Origin of the sequence: Natronorubrum marinum (assembly GCF_052040125.1) — an archaeon.
Lineage (GTDB): Archaea > Halobacteriota > Halobacteria > Halobacteriales > Natrialbaceae > Natronorubrum.
In genome coordinates this window covers 701,152-716,917 of sequence record NZ_JBPPFV010000001.1, presented here as the reverse complement: position 1 = coordinate 716,917, position 15,766 = coordinate 701,152, and the positions used below count along the sequence as shown (strand labels likewise).

At 65.1% G+C, this 15,766-nt stretch carries 20 protein-coding genes, 1 tRNA gene and 1 pseudogene; 10 read left to right on the top strand and 12 right to left on the bottom strand.

Annotated features, from left to right (window positions below):
* Position 1 precedes the first annotated feature (1 nt).
* The 6 genes and pseudogenes from ACSFC5_RS03675 to ACSFC5_RS03650 all read right to left on the bottom strand — a co-directional run.
* Positions 2-601 carry an NTP transferase domain-containing protein gene (locus tag ACSFC5_RS03675; protein ID WP_440765016.1) on the bottom strand — a complete coding sequence of 200 codons (600 nt, stop codon included), beginning with the start codon at positions 599-601 and terminating at the stop codon, positions 2-4.
* Positions 601-1,356: an adenosylcobinamide-GDP ribazoletransferase gene (cobS, locus tag ACSFC5_RS03670; protein WP_440763899.1), complete on the bottom strand. Its 756-nt coding sequence runs from the start codon at positions 1,354-1,356 to the stop codon at positions 601-603. Before cobS ends, ACSFC5_RS03675 begins: the two co-directional genes overlap by 1 nt.
* Positions 1,353-2,483: a CobD/CbiB family cobalamin biosynthesis protein gene (locus tag ACSFC5_RS03665; RefSeq protein WP_440763898.1), complete on the bottom strand. Its 1,131-nt coding sequence runs from the start codon at positions 2,481-2,483 to the stop codon at positions 1,353-1,355. Before ACSFC5_RS03665 ends, cobS begins: the two co-directional genes overlap by 4 nt.
* Before the next feature lie 67 nt (positions 2,484-2,550).
* Positions 2,551-3,189, bottom strand: coding sequence for an HAD family hydrolase (locus ACSFC5_RS03660; protein WP_440763897.1), 639 nt, complete (start codon positions 3,187-3,189; stop codon positions 2,551-2,553).
* A gap of 394 nt (positions 3,190-3,583) precedes the next feature.
* Positions 3,584-4,195, bottom strand: coding sequence for a translation initiation factor IF-2 subunit beta (locus tag ACSFC5_RS03655; RefSeq protein ID WP_440763896.1), 612 nt, complete (start codon positions 4,193-4,195; stop codon positions 3,584-3,586).
* 89 nt (positions 4,196-4,284) lie between these two features.
* Positions 4,285-4,506: pseudogene (locus ACSFC5_RS03650) on the bottom strand (DUF5789 family protein); the annotation flags it as partial.
* A gap of 151 nt (positions 4,507-4,657) precedes the next feature.
* On the opposite strand from ACSFC5_RS03650, the gene ACSFC5_RS03645 reads away from it, so the two are divergent.
* The gene (locus tag ACSFC5_RS03645) at positions 4,658-4,858 is read left to right on the top strand and encodes a hypothetical protein (protein WP_440763895.1); all 201 of its coding nucleotides are present in this window, start codon (positions 4,658-4,660) and stop codon (positions 4,856-4,858) included.
* A 313-nt stretch (positions 4,859-5,171) separates the two neighbouring features.
* Here the strand turns inward: ACSFC5_RS03645 and ACSFC5_RS03640 are convergent.
* A tRNA-Tyr gene (locus ACSFC5_RS03640) sits at positions 5,172-5,245 on the bottom strand.
* A 129-nt stretch (positions 5,246-5,374) separates the two neighbouring features.
* Here ACSFC5_RS03640 and ACSFC5_RS03635 point away from each other — a divergent pair.
* From ACSFC5_RS03635 to ACSFC5_RS03615, 5 genes are all read left to right on the top strand, one after another.
* Positions 5,375-6,037, top strand: a complete 663-nt coding sequence (locus tag ACSFC5_RS03635; protein WP_440763894.1) for a double zinc ribbon domain-containing protein — start codon at positions 5,375-5,377, stop codon at positions 6,035-6,037.
* Between the two features lie 196 nt (positions 6,038-6,233).
* Positions 6,234-6,413, top strand: coding sequence for a transcriptional regulator CdrS (gene cdrS / locus ACSFC5_RS03630; protein WP_006090142.1), 180 nt, complete (start codon positions 6,234-6,236; stop codon positions 6,411-6,413).
* 2 nt (positions 6,414-6,415) lie between these two features.
* Positions 6,416-7,591, top strand: coding sequence for a cell division protein FtsZ (gene ftsZ / locus ACSFC5_RS03625; protein ID WP_440763893.1), 1,176 nt, complete (start codon positions 6,416-6,418; stop codon positions 7,589-7,591).
* Between the two features lie 179 nt (positions 7,592-7,770).
* Positions 7,771-8,556, top strand: a complete 786-nt coding sequence (locus ACSFC5_RS03620) for a nucleotidyltransferase family protein (RefSeq protein ID WP_440765015.1) — start codon at positions 7,771-7,773, stop codon at positions 8,554-8,556.
* Between the two features lie 99 nt (positions 8,557-8,655).
* On the top strand, positions 8,656-9,090 hold the full coding sequence (locus ACSFC5_RS03615) for a hypothetical protein (protein ID WP_440763892.1): 435 nt from the start codon (positions 8,656-8,658) through the stop codon (positions 9,088-9,090).
* A 24-nt stretch (positions 9,091-9,114) separates the two neighbouring features.
* Here the strand turns inward: ACSFC5_RS03615 and ncsA are convergent, their stop codons facing one another.
* Together ncsA and ACSFC5_RS03605 are read right to left on the bottom strand one after the other, a co-directional pair.
* Entirely contained in the window at positions 9,115-10,074 is a 960-nt protein-coding gene (ncsA, locus tag ACSFC5_RS03610) for a tRNA 2-thiolation protein NcsA (protein WP_440763891.1), read from the bottom strand.
* A gap of 120 nt (positions 10,075-10,194) precedes the next feature.
* Entirely contained in the window at positions 10,195-10,716 is a 522-nt protein-coding gene (locus ACSFC5_RS03605; RefSeq protein WP_440763890.1) for an NUDIX hydrolase, read from the bottom strand.
* A 242-nt stretch (positions 10,717-10,958) separates the two neighbouring features.
* Between ACSFC5_RS03605 and ACSFC5_RS03600 the strand changes: the two genes are divergently transcribed.
* Positions 10,959-11,714 (top strand): hypothetical protein, encoded by a 756-nt coding sequence (locus ACSFC5_RS03600; protein WP_440763889.1) that lies wholly within the window; start codon positions 10,959-10,961, stop codon positions 11,712-11,714.
* Positions 11,715-11,756: 42 nt separating this feature from the next.
* Here the strand turns inward: ACSFC5_RS03600 and ACSFC5_RS03595 are convergent, their stop codons facing one another.
* Positions 11,757-12,500, bottom strand: coding sequence for an alpha/beta fold hydrolase (locus tag ACSFC5_RS03595; RefSeq protein ID WP_440763888.1), 744 nt, complete (start codon positions 12,498-12,500; stop codon positions 11,757-11,759).
* Positions 12,501-12,646: 146 nt separating this feature from the next.
* On the opposite strand from ACSFC5_RS03595, the gene ACSFC5_RS03590 reads away from it, so the two are divergent.
* Both ACSFC5_RS03590 and ACSFC5_RS03585 read left to right on the top strand, forming a co-directional pair.
* A complete protein-coding gene (locus ACSFC5_RS03590; protein ID WP_440763887.1) occupies positions 12,647-13,309 on the top strand; it encodes a DUF7095 family protein in 663 nt (220 codons plus the stop codon).
* Positions 13,310-13,383: 74 nt separating this feature from the next.
* Positions 13,384-13,563: a hypothetical protein gene (locus tag ACSFC5_RS03585; RefSeq protein WP_440763886.1), complete on the top strand. Its 180-nt coding sequence runs from the start codon at positions 13,384-13,386 to the stop codon at positions 13,561-13,563.
* A gap of 52 nt (positions 13,564-13,615) precedes the next feature.
* Here ACSFC5_RS03585 and ACSFC5_RS03580 read toward each other — a convergent pair whose 3' ends face one another.
* Together ACSFC5_RS03580 and ACSFC5_RS03575 are read right to left on the bottom strand one after the other, a co-directional pair.
* Positions 13,616-14,410 (bottom strand): ABC transporter permease, encoded by a 795-nt coding sequence (locus ACSFC5_RS03580; RefSeq protein WP_440763885.1) that lies wholly within the window; start codon positions 14,408-14,410, stop codon positions 13,616-13,618.
* A complete protein-coding gene (locus tag ACSFC5_RS03575) occupies positions 14,403-15,404 on the bottom strand; it encodes an ABC transporter ATP-binding protein (RefSeq protein ID WP_440763884.1) in 1,002 nt (333 codons plus the stop codon). The genes ACSFC5_RS03580 and ACSFC5_RS03575 overlap by 8 nt, the downstream gene beginning before the upstream one ends.
* Before the next feature lie 150 nt (positions 15,405-15,554).
* Here ACSFC5_RS03575 and ACSFC5_RS03570 point away from each other — a divergent pair, with 150 nt between their 5' ends.
* Positions 15,555-15,758, top strand: a complete 204-nt coding sequence (locus ACSFC5_RS03570; protein ID WP_440763883.1) for a hypothetical protein — start codon at positions 15,555-15,557, stop codon at positions 15,756-15,758.
* The last annotated feature ends 8 nt before the right edge of the window (positions 15,759-15,766 follow it).

The window sequence follows — 15,766 nt, the reverse complement described above, 5'->3', positions numbered from 1 at the left end:
CTTATCTTCCCTCCGCGTCGGAACGCTGTAGTTCGTTCGCCGCGAGACGAGCGTCTTCGAGTCGGTTCACGTTGATCGCGAGTCGCGGGTCGTAGTGTACGTCTGTCATGGTCTGGGAATCGGATGCGTCGCCGACGACGTTGACCCCGGTCGGCGCGAGGTGGGTTTCGGGCGCGAGCGTCGACTCGACGCTCGCGCCGAGCCGGCGTTTGAGCGCTGCGGGAACGCAGACGGTCCGCGAGGCGTCGCACTCGCCGTGAGTCGTGAGAACGCGGTCGATAACCGGAGCCTCGAGCAACGGGAGATCCGCGGCGACGGTCAGCACCGGCGTTGAGACGGCGGGTCGGTCGAGGAGTGCCATCAGGTCGGCTACGTAGCCGTCGCCGGCCGTCTCGAGGACCGTTACGTTCGGGGCTTCGCCGTCGCTACGCTCGAGGTGGGCGCGGCTCTCCGGGGCGTTCGGCGAGACGGCCGCGTAGATCGAGTCCACGCGGCTTTCCTCGAGCGCCGCCAGCACACGATCGACCATCGCCACGCCGTCGATCGGGTGGAGCGGCTTCTCGCGGGAACTCTCGAGGCGGGTGCCCTTGCCGCCGCACATTACGATAGCGTCCACGCGATCACCCCCAGATGGACGCCTGTGACGCGGCCGATCTCGTTGGCCGCGCCGAAAATGTCGCCGTTGATGCCGCCGAGGTGGCGGGTCGCCCAGTACCAGGGGAGGGCAACGCCGGCGACGGCCCCCGAGAGTGCGACCGCAGCGACCGGGTGGGGCCAGGAGAGGACGGCCGCCGGAAGGGCGACGGCGGCGGGTGCGACGAACGACGTAGGGACGGCTGCAGTCGTAAACTGCCGCCCCATACCGTCGTGGCTCGCGCGGCCGAAACAGGCCATCGCCGCCATCCCGAGTTTCGTCCCGACTTCGGCGGCGACCGCGACGGCAACCGCGACGAACGCGGGGAGTCCGGCGAGTCCGAGACCGGCAAGTGCGAGCCCCGCGACCGTGATCGCCACTGCGAGAACCGCACCGACGCCCGTCGTCGTATCCTTCAGGACCTCGCGGCGTCGGTCGGCGTCGCCGTGGACGACAAGCGCGTCGCCGAGATCCGCCACGCCGTCGAGATGGTGGACCCCCATGACGGCGTAAACGGCGAGCAGATAACCGAAGGCGACGGTCGACGGGGCCAGCGTCTCGGTCGCCAGCAGCGGAATCGCCGCGATCGCGCCCGCGACGAACCCGACGACGGGGAACGCCGCCGGCCGCGTGCGAAAGGCCTCCCAATCGCCGTCTCGGTGGCCGACGGGAAGCCGCGTCAGGAAGCCGAGTCCACCGCGGACGGCGGCGAGCCAACTCATCGGTTCACCTCTCCTAAGAGCTGCGTAAACGCATCGATACCGGCGTCAGAAGCCGCCTCGAGAACCGCAGTGGGAGCCGTTGCTCCCGCCTGCGTTCCCTCGAGTGTCGTCACGCCCATCGCCACCCCAGCGGCCAGAGCAACAGCGAGGAGCACCGACACGACGGCGGCCAGTCCGACCACGAAGACGGCTCGCTCACCGTCGTCGACGGTCGGCAGGTCGGCGGCGGTGTTCAGATCGTAGACGCCCGGCTTGGTGAGTCGAACCGAGAGCACGCAGGCGAGCGTCGCCATGGGCCACCCCGAGTTGGGCGACGGCGGATCGCGTGCCCACTCGCGTGCGCGAAGCACCGCGAGCGGGTCGGCTCCGGCGATAGCGATCGCGACCGCCGCGATTCGGGCGGGAAGCCACATCACGAGATCGTCGAGTCGGGCGCTCCCGGTGCCGTGGGGTTTCGAGGGATAGCCGAGCATCGAGTCCAGCGTGTTGACGCCCTTGACCCACGCCGCGGCCGCCGCGGCCGCCGGCAGCGAAATCGGGGCGAGCAGGGCGAACGGGAGCAACGTCGCGACCAGCCCGTCCGCGAGGTTTTCGCCGGCGCTCTCGACAGCTGCACTGCGGATTTCGGCTGCCGAGAGCGCCGAGGTGTCACGACCGACGAGGCCGCGAACCCGTTCACGGGCCGTCTCGAGGGCGTCTCCGGTATCGCCAGTCATTCCGTTAGTGTCGCCAGTCCGTTCGTCGGTGCCGGCCACGTCGCTCCCGTCGGTACGGAACTCGTCGCCCACGTCCGTCGCCACGACGACCGTCTGCGTCAACTCGAGCAGCGAGCGCAGGCTCGTGGTCAGAAAGAGCACGAGGCCGGCGACGATCGCACCCGCGAGCGGGGATGCTGCACTCGCCAGCACGACGAATCCACCCGCGACGACGGCCGGAAGCAGCGGTGCAAACAAGGCGATCCCGACACCGGCCAGTCGCTGGCCGCCGTCGGTTTCGGCCCACTCCCTATCGAGCGCGCCGACCAGACGGCCGAACCACGCCACCGGATGGAGAGCGTTCGGGGGCTCGCCGATCAACAGATCCAAGCTGAACGCCAGTCCGAACAGCGCGATCGTCGTCAGTATCACGGTCGTCCCTCCCGGGGCTCGGCGAGGTGGCGCGCTCCGCTCACACCCTCCCCGTCCGGCCGCGCGGTCATGACTCCTCTGACTCCGCGGCCGCCGCCAGCCGGGACGGGATCGTCTCGAGCGGGTGGTCCTCAAGTAACAGCGCCGTCCCGCCGACTGCCTCGATACCGCCGTCGGTCCGGGAATCGTCGCCGACGTGGACGAGTCGGTCCGGGTCGATATCGAGTTGGGCGGCGGTGAGCTCGAAAATCTCTGGGGCGGGTTTCCGCCAGCCACAGCCGACGCTCGTCACGATGGCGTCGAACTCGTCGCGGTCGAACGCGGATCGAACGAGCGTCCGGCCGACCAGTTCCGGAACGCTGCAGTTCGAGCAAATCGCGACGGGGCCCCGCTCGAGCGCCGCATCGACGGCCGCTCTGGCACCGTCCCTGGTCTCGACGTCGGGATCGAACGCGGCGACGATCGCCCGTCGAACCGCGTTGTGCTCGTAGCTGACCCCGCGGCTCGCGAGCGCGTGCGAGACGTGAGCGGGCAGCGGCACCTCCGCACCCTCGGGCGCGTCGACGTGCGGTTCGGCGTACGCGTCGGCCCAATCGTCCGGCACGTCGACGTCTCGCTTCTCGAGTTCGGTCGCGACGGCTGCGGCCGGGTCGGTCGGTCTATCGGCGGTCACGAGCGTCCCGAAGAGGTCGAACGATACTCCCACGTACGTGTGACTAGCACAAGCTCTCTTTAATTTCGCGGTCCGCCGTGCGCTGCGTTGCCATCGACTATTGGGCAGTTCTGTGAATAACGCCGTCAAATTTCAGTGGCCTCGTTCAGCTACTCTGGACCATCGACGACCATCCTCCACCCTGGTCGACAGGCTTCGCCATCTCGTTCGGTGCGATTTCGAGGCGATTGGCTCGTCGTACGGTTGGGCGTCTTGGACAGTCACCCGGCTTCGCCCGAATCACGAGGACCGCGACGTGATCGAGCGATACCGGATCGGCCACGAGAAGGTCGTACAGCTTCCCCAGACGGAAGCCGTCGCTCGGGAGACGGACGAACCCCAGAAAATCCGTCGACGGTAATCGACCGAAACTGACTCGTCCGACCGATCAGGCGAGTCGGGAGAACGCGAGGTTGCCGGAGATGTTCTTGATGTAGATTTCGACGACGTCGCCCTCCTCCGCGCCGGGGACGAAGATGGTGTACTTGCCTTTCTCGGCGACACCGTCGCCCTTGCGGCCGGTGCCGGTGATCTCGACGGTGTAGGTCTTCCCTTCCTCGACGGCGTCGGCCTGCTGCTGTTGCTGGCTGCTCGTCGAGCGCTTGGTGACGGGACGGAACGCACCGCAGGCGTCACAGCGCAACATTGGCGTTCGGTCCTCGCGGACGAGACGGGTATCCGGCAGGCCACACTCCGAACAGAGCACGTACTCGTCGACGTAGGCCTCGACGGCGACGTCGAAGTCCTGCTCGGAGAACGTCCCGTTGTACCGGCCGCGGCCCTCCTCAAACTTTCCGCTGGTCCCCATCTCTCGCTGGATGAATCGGTGCAGGTGTTCGTCCTCGCGCGAGAGTACGTCGGCGATCTCACCGAGGTTCGTAAACCGCGTAAACGCACCGTCTTTCTGAATCGTCGCGTCCGGAATCTGCAGTCGCTGTTCGTCGCCGCCGATGTCCGGAACATCGTCCATCGCTCGGTCGAGACTCGCTTCGTAATCCATACTCGAGAACAGACGACGCTGACGTAAATCGGTTCTGCTATCCCGGTCGGGGACCGGCGTAGCGTCGTTCGAATCGCGTCGAATTCCGCTCAGAGCGAGTCGCCGCCGCTCTCGCCGATCGATCCCTGACCCTCCGCGTCCGGCTCGGTGAGGTCGCGTTCGGTGTTGGCTTCGTTCGGACCCCCCGCCTGTCCGGTGATTTCGCCGTAGACCGCCTCCCGAACGTCCTCGGGAGTGTCGTACTGCTCGCCCGCCAACCGATCGAAGACGCTCCCTAGCGACTCCGTCTCGTTGGGCATGTCGATTGCGTCCGACGAAAAAGCGGCCGGCCGGCGATCGCCTGTGTTCGAACACCCGCTCGAGACGCTATAGGGTGTTGTCACAATAATCGTAACAGGAGTGTTGTCGCTTGTATCCTCCGAGTACACTCTTAATGGACCTCTCGATACTCGACACCACGCTATGGCCGACGGCGACGAGAACCGACGGAGTATCGCGATGTGTAATGAATGTGGTGCCCTCTATGCCGCTCTCGAAATCGGCGAGGACGATTTCCGCCCCATCGGCAGACGCGACGGCTGTCAGTGCGGGAGCCTGGAGTTTACGCCTGTCGACGAATCAGTTTCGGATATCGACCTCGAGGACGACGTGACCGACGAGTAATCGGGAGTCGATCCGGCGAGAACAGTCTGTAAGACGAGTGTCTCACAGCGGTGTGGCTCGAGACCGCTTTCGTTTGAACGGCCGTTCGAACGCTGTTTCTCCCCGATCCGAACAGTCGGAAGCCGTTCCGGACGTGCGGCGCTGCGTGCTGGGGTTGTGACTTGCAAGCACGGATCTCATTTGGCAGATTTTCGGAGAAATTTGCCCTCCCCGATTTGAACAGTTGAGAGACGTTCCGGGCTGCGGCGCTTCGCGCCGTTCCAGGGTTGCGACTCACAAGCTCAAATCGCGTCGATCGGATTTGTAAAACAAATCCGCCCTCCCCGATTTGAACGGGGGGCAAGTCGATCTACAGTCGACTGCTCTACCAGTCTGAGCTAAGGGCGGTCGCATTTCAACGTAGCCGCTCTGGATAACATAAGGGTTGTCATTCTCGGTGACGGGAGGCGTGTGACGCGTGGCATACGGTAGAATGATTGATATAGCTAGAGTCACAATAACGCGTATATCTCGGACATGAGCAAGATCACGTTCCGCGCCGACGATGACCTCGTCGAGCAACTCGAGCGCCTCGACGTATCGAAGAGCGAAGCGATGCGTGAGGCGCTTCGAGCGTACCTCGACGGCTCCACGGGGGCCGACCGAGGGGCGGAACGCGCGTCGATTGGTGAGCCGGAATCGACCGGCGCCATCGACGATCTGATCCGAACGCGTGTCGACGAACTGCTCGCGGATCGGCTCCACGAGTACGGACTCGACGAGACCCGACGGCAGGAGTCGCGTGCACGCGGACGAAACGCAGGAGACGTCACGATCAGCGTCTCACTCGAGGACGACCGGCGGTTGCCGGAGCAGTCGGCTCGAGACGACCAGCGGATCCGGACTGATACGCACGCACGCGGAGACGACCACGCCGGTCGCAGCGACGGGACCGAACGGCCCGCCCGTGAGGACGCCGACGAGCCACGGTCGCTCGAGGACGAGCCGGTCAGTCAGTGTAATCAGTGCGGGGAACACGTCGACGACGACCACGTTTACTGTCCGAACTGCGGCGAGAAGACCTCGCGACGACTATTCTGTGACTGCGGCGACGAAATTCGGTCGGACTGGGCGTTCTGTCCGGGCTGTGGGCGTCGGACGCCGGCCGCAGACGTCCTCGGCCGTGACAGTCATACTTAAGGACCGGTGTAAGACACAGAAAGTCGTGTCCGACGAAAGCTTTATTGTCTATGCCAGTATTTCACTTATTCGCGTAAGACGGTCGTCTTACAACGGTCGGCAAACGCCGGAAAACGCCCGATGTCGGGCGAATCCGTGTAAGACACGCCGCGTCTGACAGGGGCGCGCGCCGTCTTACCCCAAAGGGAATACAACAATGGAGCGTGTGACACTGCGAATTCCGAAACAGCAGATCGATGAGGTAGAGCAGCTGGTCGACTCGGGCGAGTTCCCGAACCGGAGCGAGGCGATCAGATCGGCCGTCCGAGAGATGATCAACGAACAACAGGACGCACCGAGCGAACAGACCGGCAAACGCAACTGGGCGAAGGTGTAACGATGCAGGATATCGTACAAGACGCCCTCGAAAACGCCGAACAAGAGTCCCGGGAGATGGAAGACATGGACGACGACGAGTTCGGCGATCCGCGGATCGTCATCGTCGGCTGTGGCGGTGCCGGTAACAACACCATCAACCGGCTGTACAACATCGGCGTCGACGGTGCTGATACCGTCGCGATCAACACGGACAAACAGCACCTGAAGATGATCGAAGCCGACACGAAGATCCTCGTCGGCAAGTCGCTCACGAACGGGCTCGGCGCTGGCGGCGATCCCTCGATGGGCGAACGCGCGACCGAGATGGCCCAGGGAACGATCAAGGAGGTCCTCGGGGATGCAGACCTCGTGTTCGTGACTGCGGGCATGGGTGGCGGAACCGGTACCGGTGCCGCCCCCGTCGTCTCCGAAATCGCCAAAGAACAGGGTGCGATCGTCGTCGGAATGGTCTCGACGCCGTTCAACGTCGAACGCGCCCGGACGGTCAAGGCCGAAGAGGGTCTCGAGAAGCTGCGAGACCAGGCCGACTCGATCATCGTCCTCGACAACAACCGGCTGCTCGACTACGTCCCGAACCTCCCAATCGGCAAGGCGTTCTCGGTGATGGACCAGATCATCGCCGAGACCGTCAAGGGGATCTCGGAGACGATCACCCAACCCTCGTTGATCAACCTGGACTACGCGGACATGTCCACCATCATGAACCAGGGCGGCGTCGCCGTCATGCTGGTCGGTGAGACCCAGGACAAGAACAAGACCGACGAGGTCGTCAAGGACGCGATGAACCACCCGCTGCTCGACGTCGACTATCGTGGCGCGTCGGGTGGCCTCGTCCACATCACCGGCGGTCCCGACCTCACCCTCAAAGAGGCCGAAGGAATCGCAGACAACATCACCGAGCGCCTCGAGGCCTCGGCGAACGTGATCTGGGGCGCCCGGATCCAGGAGAACTACAAGGGCAAAGTCCGCGTCATGGCGATCATGACCGGCGTTCAGAGTGCCCAGGTGCTCGGTCCGACGACCCAGAAGCAGGCCGACAAGTCGCGACAGAGCATCGAAGGCGTCAAGAACACCGATTTCGACGCGAGCAAGAACGTCGACAACGGGTTCAACGCTCACAGCGACGGCGGCCGCGAGGAACTCGACAAACAGAACGGCGTCGACGTCATCCGGTAATCGGCGCGACTGACACACCACTGCAGTCACGGCAGACGCCCGACGGTACGCGACACACCACTTGACACACCACCTGCGTGCCGTTCGACGGCCGTTTTCGCCGTTCGCGACGCATCCTACGGGAGCCTGATTCGATAGTCACAACACTCGGTATCGTGTACGATCCCACCGAGCATCCGATGCACGCACTCGTCTTCGCCGCCGGCCGAGGAACCCGTTTACGACCGTATACGGACCGGACGCCGAAACCCCTCCTCGAGATCGCGGGCGAACCGATGCTCGTTCGGACGCTCCGTTCGATCGTCGATTCGGGAGTCGACGAAATCGTCATCGTCGTCGGCTATCGAGCAACCGAGGTGATCGACACCATCGGTAACGCCATCGGCGGCGTTCCGATCAGGTACGCCGTCCAAGACGATCGAGAGGGACTCGCCCACGCGGTCTGTGCGGCCTTCGAGGACGGATACGGTATTTCTGCTCCCGCCGAAATCGACGAGAGCGGAGCCGAATCGGCCCCGACTGACGTACTGACCGTCAACGGGGACAACGTGTTCGAAAGCGACTGCGATCTCTTGAGACTCGTCGACCGCCATCGCGACCCCGACGTCGACGGAACGCTCTTGCTCGATCGCGTCGCGAGAAACGAGGCCGAGACGACGGCCCGCTGCGTGCTCGACGGTGACGGTGCGGTTCGGTCGCTCGAGTCCTCGACCGGCGACCCCGAAGCAGGGTATATCGCCGGTGGCGTCCAGACCCACGACGCTCGGGCCTTGTTCGAAGCGTGTCGCGCGGTCGATCGAGGCGACAGCGGCGAGTACGAACTCGCGGACGCCCTCGAATCGCTGATCGCCGACGGCAACCGGTACGTCGGCGTCGACCTCGAGGGCTGGCACCTGAACGTCAACACGCCGGCGGACGTAGAGCGAGCGCGTCAGTATCTCGAAGGAGACGGTTCGACGGGGTAGCGGCCGCGAGCGGAAGCGACTGGCCGATAGCTGGAGGACGACGCTGAAGAACCTGTTCGTACAGAAGTGTTTAATGAGAAGCAGTATACAACGTTCAATATGTCTCTCCACGTCGCCCTGCAAGTCCTCGGTCTTCTCGTCGGCGGCTACCTCCTATTCGTGACGATTCTCGCAATGGGGCCGATCGGCCTCGTCGTTTTCGTGCCGTTGCTCGCGATCGGCGCCGTACAGGTGTATCGAAACCGAACCCGGCGGAGCGGCTCCGAATCCGTATCCGAGAGCCCGAGTTATTGCCGACACTGCGGTTCAGCGATCGATACCGACGCCTTCGACGACGAGCGGGAGGGTGACGACGGGCCGTGGGAGGTCCGCCACTGCCCGGACTGCGGTGCACCGCTCGAGTCCGCGACGAAGTCCGATCGCGGAACCGACACGACCAACGGGACCGCCGGCCGGCCGACGAACTGCCCCGACTGCGGCGCGCCGAACGATCCGGATCAAACGACGTGTACGCACTGCGACGGCGAGCTGTGACGGCTATCCGGTCGCCGTTCCGGATCAGACGAGGGACTCGAGCAGCGAGCACTTCCGACAGACCTCGCGGGTGGTGGTCGAGCCACACTCGACACACTCCTGCAGGTCGGCCCCGTCGTCGCCGCTGAACTCGCCGGACATGATGCTGGCCAACTCCTCGTACCCCGAGAGAATCGAGTGACGGGTGCCGGGGTGGTTCTCCTCTAACCCGTAGAGCAACTGTTGAATCTCGCCGCGGTAGGCCTCGCTCGAGTGCGGACACTCCGTGATGTGAGCCGGAAGGTCGTTGACGTGGGCGTAGAGGGCGACTTCCTTCTCCGGGACGTCGCGCAGGGGTTTCGCCCGCGGGACGAACTCGTCCTGTTCGTCGCGCTCGGAAAGCGGGCCGAGGCTGGCGTCGAAGTGTTTCGCCATTTGTTCGACGTCGCCCTCGAGGAAGTTCATCATCGCCGTCTGGGCCTCGTCGTCGAGATTGTGGCCCGTCAGCAGGAGGTCTGCCTCGAGTTCGTCGGCGTAGTTCGATAGTAGATCTCGGCGGAAGACCCCGCAGTAGGCGCAGGCGGCCATGTTCTCCGGATCGTCCTCGACGACGTCGTCCATCCGGACGCCGAACTCCTCCTCGTAGCTGACGACCTCGTGGCGGATGCCGAGGTCGTCGGTCAGTTCGACGCAGGCCTCGAGGCTCTTGTCCCGGTAGCCCTCGATCCCCTCGTGGATGGTCAGGCCGACGAGTTCGATGCGGGGGTCCTCGGCGAACGTCTCGTGGAGGATGTCGGTGAGGACGACGCTGTCTTTCCCCCCGGAGAGGCCGATCACCCACGTCAGGGGATCCTCTGGCGTCACGCCGTGAGGAACGAGATCGTCCCGTCGGACCCGTCGGCGAACCCGCTTTTCGACCGACTCCCGAAAGTGATCCGTACAGAGGTGTGACCCGGAGTAGGCGGCGTGCATAATTGCCTCCTCGTCACACCGGTTACAGTCCATCGCCGTCACGTAACCAGCGAACGCGTATGTCCGTTTCGTCTCGGCGCCTCGTATGCCCCGTTTCATCGACTGGACCGACGGACGCGTCCGCGGGCGACCGAGCGCGGAGAGGGTCGCCGATCAGTCGAAGAGCAGTCGACTGCCCGGCGGTTCGACCGCCTCCTCGGGGAGTTCGTCGTACCAGCCGGTATCGTAGGCCTCCGGCTCGGCGTCGGTCGGATCGGTCGCGGGCGTGGCACCGAAGAGGACGAACGATCGTCGGGCCGTCCGGTCGCCGTCCTCGAGGCGAACCGCGAGGTCCCAGACGCCTTCGACGGCGTCGAGCGCGATCTCGAAACCGGCCTGCGTTTCGACCCACTTCCGCGCGGCCGCGGCGTAATCGTCGCCGGGTGCGACGGCGGCTGACGGCGGTTTCAGTCCGCACGTCTCGGTCACGCGCATCAACAGGACCGCGCCGGCGTCGTCGGTGACGCCGGTGATGGCCATGTTATCGAGTTCCGAGATCGCCTCGACGGTTTCACGGTCGACGACGTCGGTCTCCTCGTGAACCGGCACGTCGGAACGGGCGCGGAGCGTCTCGAGGTCGGTGATCGAGTCGATTTCGGACGGCTCCGCGGTCTCGTCGGTGGGTGTTGTCGTCATGAATCTGGGAAGGGATCGCTGTCTTCGGACGGTGGTTGCGACACGATTCGCGGTCCGTTGACTGGCCGCGCGTCGCGGACAGCCGCTCGAACGTGGTGATCGGTCGAAAACTAATTGGATACGATAGTACTCACCCGGGTTGATAATCCCTTCGATATGTGTTCTATCACGACATATCAGGGTCGAAACGTCCGTTCCTGTCATCCGAAACGACTTTAGACGGGCCTCGAGAGGGCCTCGATATGACGATCTACGATCGGTCCCCGCCGACCAATTGTCGGCTGATCGACGAGTTCGACGGGGTCCCGCCGACTGAGCGAGGCGGGGCTCGTCGGTCTCAGACCAACGGCGGGTTCGGCTGGCTCGCACATCCCGAGGAGACCGGGTTGCGGGCGAGTCACGCGCTCGTCGGCGAACGGGCTCGGCTCTGGCTGGTCGACCCGCTCGATGCTCCCGGAATCGACGCCGAACTCGAGTCACGGGGCGACGTTGCGGGTATCCTCGTCTGTTCCGCCTACCACACTCGCGACGCGGGATCGTTCGCCCGTCGGTTCGACGTTCCCGTCTTCGTCCCGGAGTGGATCGATCGCGTCCCCGACCGATTGGACGACGACGTCTCGCTCGAGACCGTCGACGGCGAGGTCGGCACGTCCGGGCTGTCGCTCCGCGAGGCGAGTCCGGTTCCGGGCTGGAGCGAGGCCATCGCCTACCGCCGGTCGGACGCGACCCTGTACGTGCCGGATTTACTGGGAACGGCACCGGTCTATCTCGCCGGCGATGAACGCCTCGCGGTCTACCTCCTGGCCCGCCTTACACCGCCGACGGCAGCGTTTACGGGAATTGCCCCGCAGCGCATCCTCGTCGGTCACGGTCCCGGCATTCTCGAGGACGCCGCCGCTGCTCTCGCTGACGCGCTCGGAAGTGCACGCCGCGGGCTCCCCTGTGCGGTGTTGGCGAACGGCGGACCGCAACTGCGGGCGCTCGTCGATGCGCTCTAACCGACGGCGAACCACGGCATGTACAGCGCCGAACCGGGTAGCTCAGGCCGGAACCGGCTCTTCCTCGTCCGCTTCATCCTCGTCGTCTTCGACGGCGTCGGCGCCGTCCTCGAGCGCGGCGAGCAGCGTGTCGACGTGGCGCTCGCGGCTCGCGGAGGAGAAGAGTTCGTGGCCGCCGTCGTAGAGGACGACGTGTTCGGCGGGGACGCGCTCGCCAATGGGGCGGAGGCTGACGACGGGATCGCGCAGCGAACAGAAGACGACCGCGTCGTGGTCGATCGTCAACAGTTCGTCCTGTGCGCGACGGGTCTCCCGGACGAACGCGGGCGACACCCAGTCCGGCGTCGTCGCGATCTGGTGGTCGGTCGCCAGCTCGCCGAGGGCTTCGCGGCCCATCTCGCCGACCGGGAGACACGGGAGCGTCGTCGGCAGTTTCGAGGCGAGATCGAGCAACGGCTCCGCGTAGTCCGCACCGTACCCCCACCACGGGCTCAGGTAGACGTGGTTCTCCGCGCCGTCTAACGCCTGCGCGACCAGCGCGCCTGCGCTGTGGCCCAGCAGTTGGTACGGCTCGTCGAACTCGACGACGTACTCGGCGATCGGCTCGAGCCAGTCGGCTTTGAAGTCGTCGATGTTGGTGGGGAGTTCGAACGCGTGCACCCGGTAATCGGCCTCGGTCAGCGTGCCGATGAGCCAGCTGACGTTCTCGTGGGTCCAGCGGTTGCCCCAGCTCATGACGAAGACGAGTTCTTCGTCGCCGTCCTCGTTGAAGATGCGGTGTCTCATACCCTCGTGTTCGCCGGGAACTGATAAAAAAGGTGCTCTCTTGACACGTGTGGGAGGGGAGGACACGGTCGGCGGTGGCGCCGTCGAATCGGGCGCCCCGGAGCGCCGAAGAAACCGTTTTGCGACTCGAGTCCCCAGGTCGAGTAATGAGTGGATTTGACCGCCGCGACGCGGTCGACCGTCTCGAGCGACTCGTCGACACCGTCGAAGCGGAGCGAATGCCCGTCCCGGTGCGAGAGGTCTGGGCCTTCGGCGACGTCGCGCTCGGACTCGATCCCGTCGAACGCCTCGACATCTATTTGACGAAGGACATCCTGCTGCGCGACGACAGCGCCGACGGCGGCGACCCGGACGCGACGTTCGCCGTCGACGGCGTCGGTAAGTCGGTCCGAGCCGACTGGGCCGCCGACCATCCGGAGTCTCTCCGAGCGAACGCGAACGGTCACGCCGCGCCCGAGAAGTGTCTCGCCGCCCACCTGCTGGGCGACGCCGGTCAGGACGAACCGATCCACCTCGAGGTCTGTAACGCCCCCTTTGAGGACAACGTCACCCAGCGCCTGCGCGGCGCGACGATGCGCGAGGATTACACCCAGTTGCTCGACCCCCGCGGGGTCTGTCTCTGGGCCGAGGGCACCCGCAGCGACGAGGCGTTCCGAAAGCTTCGGGAGAGCGAACTGGCGTTGCCGACGCTCTCGAGTGCCCTCGAGATGCTCGGAATGGACGAGGATGCGGCCGCGGACGCAGCCAAGGAACTCCACGCCTGGCGCGAGGAGCAAGAGGGCGTGACCGTGCGCGGCGACGTCGTCTGATCGGCGCCGGAACCGGCCTGCGAACGCACGTCCCGTGGCTTACACTTTTAATCGATCACACGAAAGGTGTCAGCATGATTCGAGGAGTGATCGCCCGGCTCCGCGAGTGGATCGCCGTCGAGGACGCCGAGGAGCGCATCGAGGGCTCCGGCGAGGCGATCACGTCGCCCCAGCACCGACGCTCTCCGGCAGCGGAACGGGAACTCGATCGACTCGGAGAACTCGACGAGGAGCATCGGCGCGACGATCCGTAACTCGCGTTTACGTACGTGGCGTCCGTGATCGGCGACGGTAACGCGGAATCCGCTACTGAATATCGCGTCGCCTGAACCAGACCTGGCTGCCGACGACACACGCGACGGTCATCGCGATCAGGACGCCGGCACCGACGAGGTCGTACGTCCCCTCGAGTAAGATCTCGTTCGGATCGAAATAGCGCATCGGCGCGATCGCGCCGACCGCTTCGTAGTCGGTCCCCGAGAGCAGCGACTCGAGCATGAACAGCCCGAACGTGACGCCGAGGGCGATCCGCTGGGCGATGCTCGTTCGGTCGACGACGACGGAGGCGACCAGCCCGATGCCGGCGCAGGCGAACAGATACGGAATCGAGAGGAGGTGGACGGCCGCCAGATCGGCCGCCGAGAGCGGTTCGCCGACCAGGAGCGCGGTCACGTAGACGACGATCGGCGTGAGGACGTTGACGACGACGATCGGCACGGCGAGGGAGGCGAACTTCTCGCCGACGGTGCGGGCCCGCGAAATCGGCATCGAGAGCAGGATGTCCATCCGCCCGCGCTCGACGTCGCCGGCGATCGTCCCGGCCGCGAGGTAGGACAGATAGAGCCCGAGCAGGATGATCCAGCCGAAGACGTAGAGTTCGAACGCGAGAAAGCCCTCGAGGGAAGCCATCGTCTGAATGTTGAACATCTGGATGATCTGGTCGGGGTAGGCCTGCAGGAACTCCTCGTCGACGTCCTCGAAGGAGCCGCTGAACGAAGGGTAGATCCAGATCACGATGACCGCCAGCAGCGACATCGCGATCGAGAGGTAGACGCTGCCCTTCAGGCGGTGGCGACCGTCGTAGCGGGTGAGTTCAAACATCGTCGGTCACCTCCGTGGGGGTCCCCTGGCGACCGGCCGCGGTGCTCTCTTCCTCGTCCACCTCACCGCCGTAAAATCGCATGAAGACGTCCTCGAGCGGCGCTTCCTCGATCGACAGATCGAGCAGGGGGTACTCCCGCAGGCGCTCGAGCAGCGCGTTGACGTCGCCGGTGAACGTGAACGTACACTCCGTAAACGCCGATTGCGAGTCGTCACGAGCGGATTCCGTACTCGAGCCCGAGCCGCGGTCCAGCGTCGCCTCGAGGTCGTGGACGCCGTCGATCGCGATGCGTTCGGTCGGAATCGGATCGGCGGCGCGCAGCCGGACCACTTTTCCGCTGCGGTCGAGCAAGGATTCGACGGGTTCGACCGTGACGAGCCGACCGTTGCGGATGATCCCCACTCGATCGCAGAGCCGACGGACTTCGCCGAGGATGTGCGAGGAGAAAAACACCGTCACGCCCCGTTCTCGCTCGTCGCGGAGGAACTCGGCGAACCGGTGTTGCATCAGCGGGTCGAGCCCGCCCGTCGGCTCGTCCAAAATCACCAGCTCCGGTTCGTGCATGAACGTCGTCACGAGCCCGAGCTTTCGGACGTTGCCGTGGGAGTAGTCCCGAACCGGGCGATCGAGCGGCGGATCGAACAGTTCGAGCAGTTCGTCGCTGCGCTCGTCGCCTTTGATCGAGGCGTGTAACTCGAGGATTTCCCGGCCCGTTGCCGTCTCGTCGAAGGCGGGACTGTCGGGGAGGTAGCCGAGTCGGCGTTTGGCCTCGATGAGTTCGTCCTCGTTGGTGACATCGTAGCCGAGCAGCCGGGCCGAGCCGTCGGTCGGCGAGAGGAGCCCGAGCAGCGTCCGAATCGTCGTCGTCTTTCCGGCCCCGTTGGGGCCGAGATAACCGAAGATCTCGCCGCGCTCGACGGCAAACGTCACGTCGTCGTTGGCGAGTACCTCCCCGTAGTCCTTCGTGAGGCCCTCGAGTTCAATCGCTGCCATACCGAGGCGTTGGTCGCCCGACTACATGTAACCCGACGGCACAGTTCGACGGAATCGGTCAATTTTCCCCGAAACGGCGACTCGAGAGCACCTCACCCGCCTCGAGCCTCGAGGAGAACGGCTATATCCGTCGGGTCCAGTGACGGCGGTATGAGCGCGCCGTCACTCGCCGACCGGATCCGTTCACCGCGTACTGCGACGATCGCCAATCTCGCCCTCGTGATGACGGGGTCGGTGCTCGCACTGCTTTCGGTCGTCGACATCGTCACCGGCGTACTGCTCGTCACGATCGGGTTCGCCGGCGTCCTCGTCTCGCTCGTTGGGCTACGCACGGCCGACGCTGGGCACGACTGAGACTGACT

What these genes read in the sequence shown, in the direction of transcription:
- ACSFC5_RS03675 (WP_440765016.1), bottom strand. Translation starts at nt 601, where the DNA reads ATGTGCGGCGGCAAGGGCACCCGCCTCGAGAGTTCCCGCGAGAAGCCG.
- cobS (WP_440763899.1), bottom strand. Translation starts at nt 1,356, where the DNA reads ATGAGTTGGCTCGCCGCCGTCCGCGGTGGACTCGGCTTCCTGACGCGG.
- ACSFC5_RS03655 (WP_440763896.1), bottom strand. Translation starts at nt 4,195, where the DNA reads ATGGATTACGAAGCGAGTCTCGACCGAGCGATGGACGATGTTCCGGAC.
- ACSFC5_RS03645 (WP_440763895.1), top strand. Translation starts at nt 4,658, where the DNA reads ATGGCCGACGGCGACGAGAACCGACGGAGTATCGCGATGTGTAATGAA.
- ACSFC5_RS03635 (WP_440763894.1), top strand. Translation starts at nt 5,375, where the DNA reads ATGAGCAAGATCACGTTCCGCGCCGACGATGACCTCGTCGAGCAACTC.
- cdrS (WP_006090142.1), top strand. Translation starts at nt 6,234, where the DNA reads ATGGAGCGTGTGACACTGCGAATTCCGAAACAGCAGATCGATGAGGTA.
- ftsZ (WP_440763893.1), top strand. Translation starts at nt 6,416, where the DNA reads ATGCAGGATATCGTACAAGACGCCCTCGAAAACGCCGAACAAGAGTCC.
- ACSFC5_RS03620 (WP_440765015.1), top strand. Translation starts at nt 7,771, where the DNA reads ATGCACGCACTCGTCTTCGCCGCCGGCCGAGGAACCCGTTTACGACCG.
- ACSFC5_RS03615 (WP_440763892.1), top strand. Translation starts at nt 8,656, where the DNA reads ATGTCTCTCCACGTCGCCCTGCAAGTCCTCGGTCTTCTCGTCGGCGGC.
- ncsA (WP_440763891.1), bottom strand. Translation starts at nt 10,074, where the DNA reads ATGGACTGTAACCGGTGTGACGAGGAGGCAATTATGCACGCCGCCTAC.
- ACSFC5_RS03605 (WP_440763890.1), bottom strand. Translation starts at nt 10,716, where the DNA reads ATGACGACAACACCCACCGACGAGACCGCGGAGCCGTCCGAAATCGAC.
- ACSFC5_RS03600 (WP_440763889.1), top strand. Translation starts at nt 10,959, where the DNA reads ATGACGATCTACGATCGGTCCCCGCCGACCAATTGTCGGCTGATCGAC.
- ACSFC5_RS03595 (WP_440763888.1), bottom strand. Translation starts at nt 12,500, where the DNA reads ATGAGACACCGCATCTTCAACGAGGACGGCGACGAAGAACTCGTCTTC.
- ACSFC5_RS03590 (WP_440763887.1), top strand. Translation starts at nt 12,647, where the DNA reads ATGAGTGGATTTGACCGCCGCGACGCGGTCGACCGTCTCGAGCGACTC.
- ACSFC5_RS03585 (WP_440763886.1), top strand. Translation starts at nt 13,384, where the DNA reads ATGATTCGAGGAGTGATCGCCCGGCTCCGCGAGTGGATCGCCGTCGAG.
- ACSFC5_RS03580 (WP_440763885.1), bottom strand. Translation starts at nt 14,410, where the DNA reads ATGTTTGAACTCACCCGCTACGACGGTCGCCACCGCCTGAAGGGCAGC.
- ACSFC5_RS03575 (WP_440763884.1), bottom strand. Translation starts at nt 15,404, where the DNA reads ATGGCAGCGATTGAACTCGAGGGCCTCACGAAGGACTACGGGGAGGTA.
- ACSFC5_RS03570 (WP_440763883.1), top strand. Translation starts at nt 15,555, where the DNA reads ATGAGCGCGCCGTCACTCGCCGACCGGATCCGTTCACCGCGTACTGCG.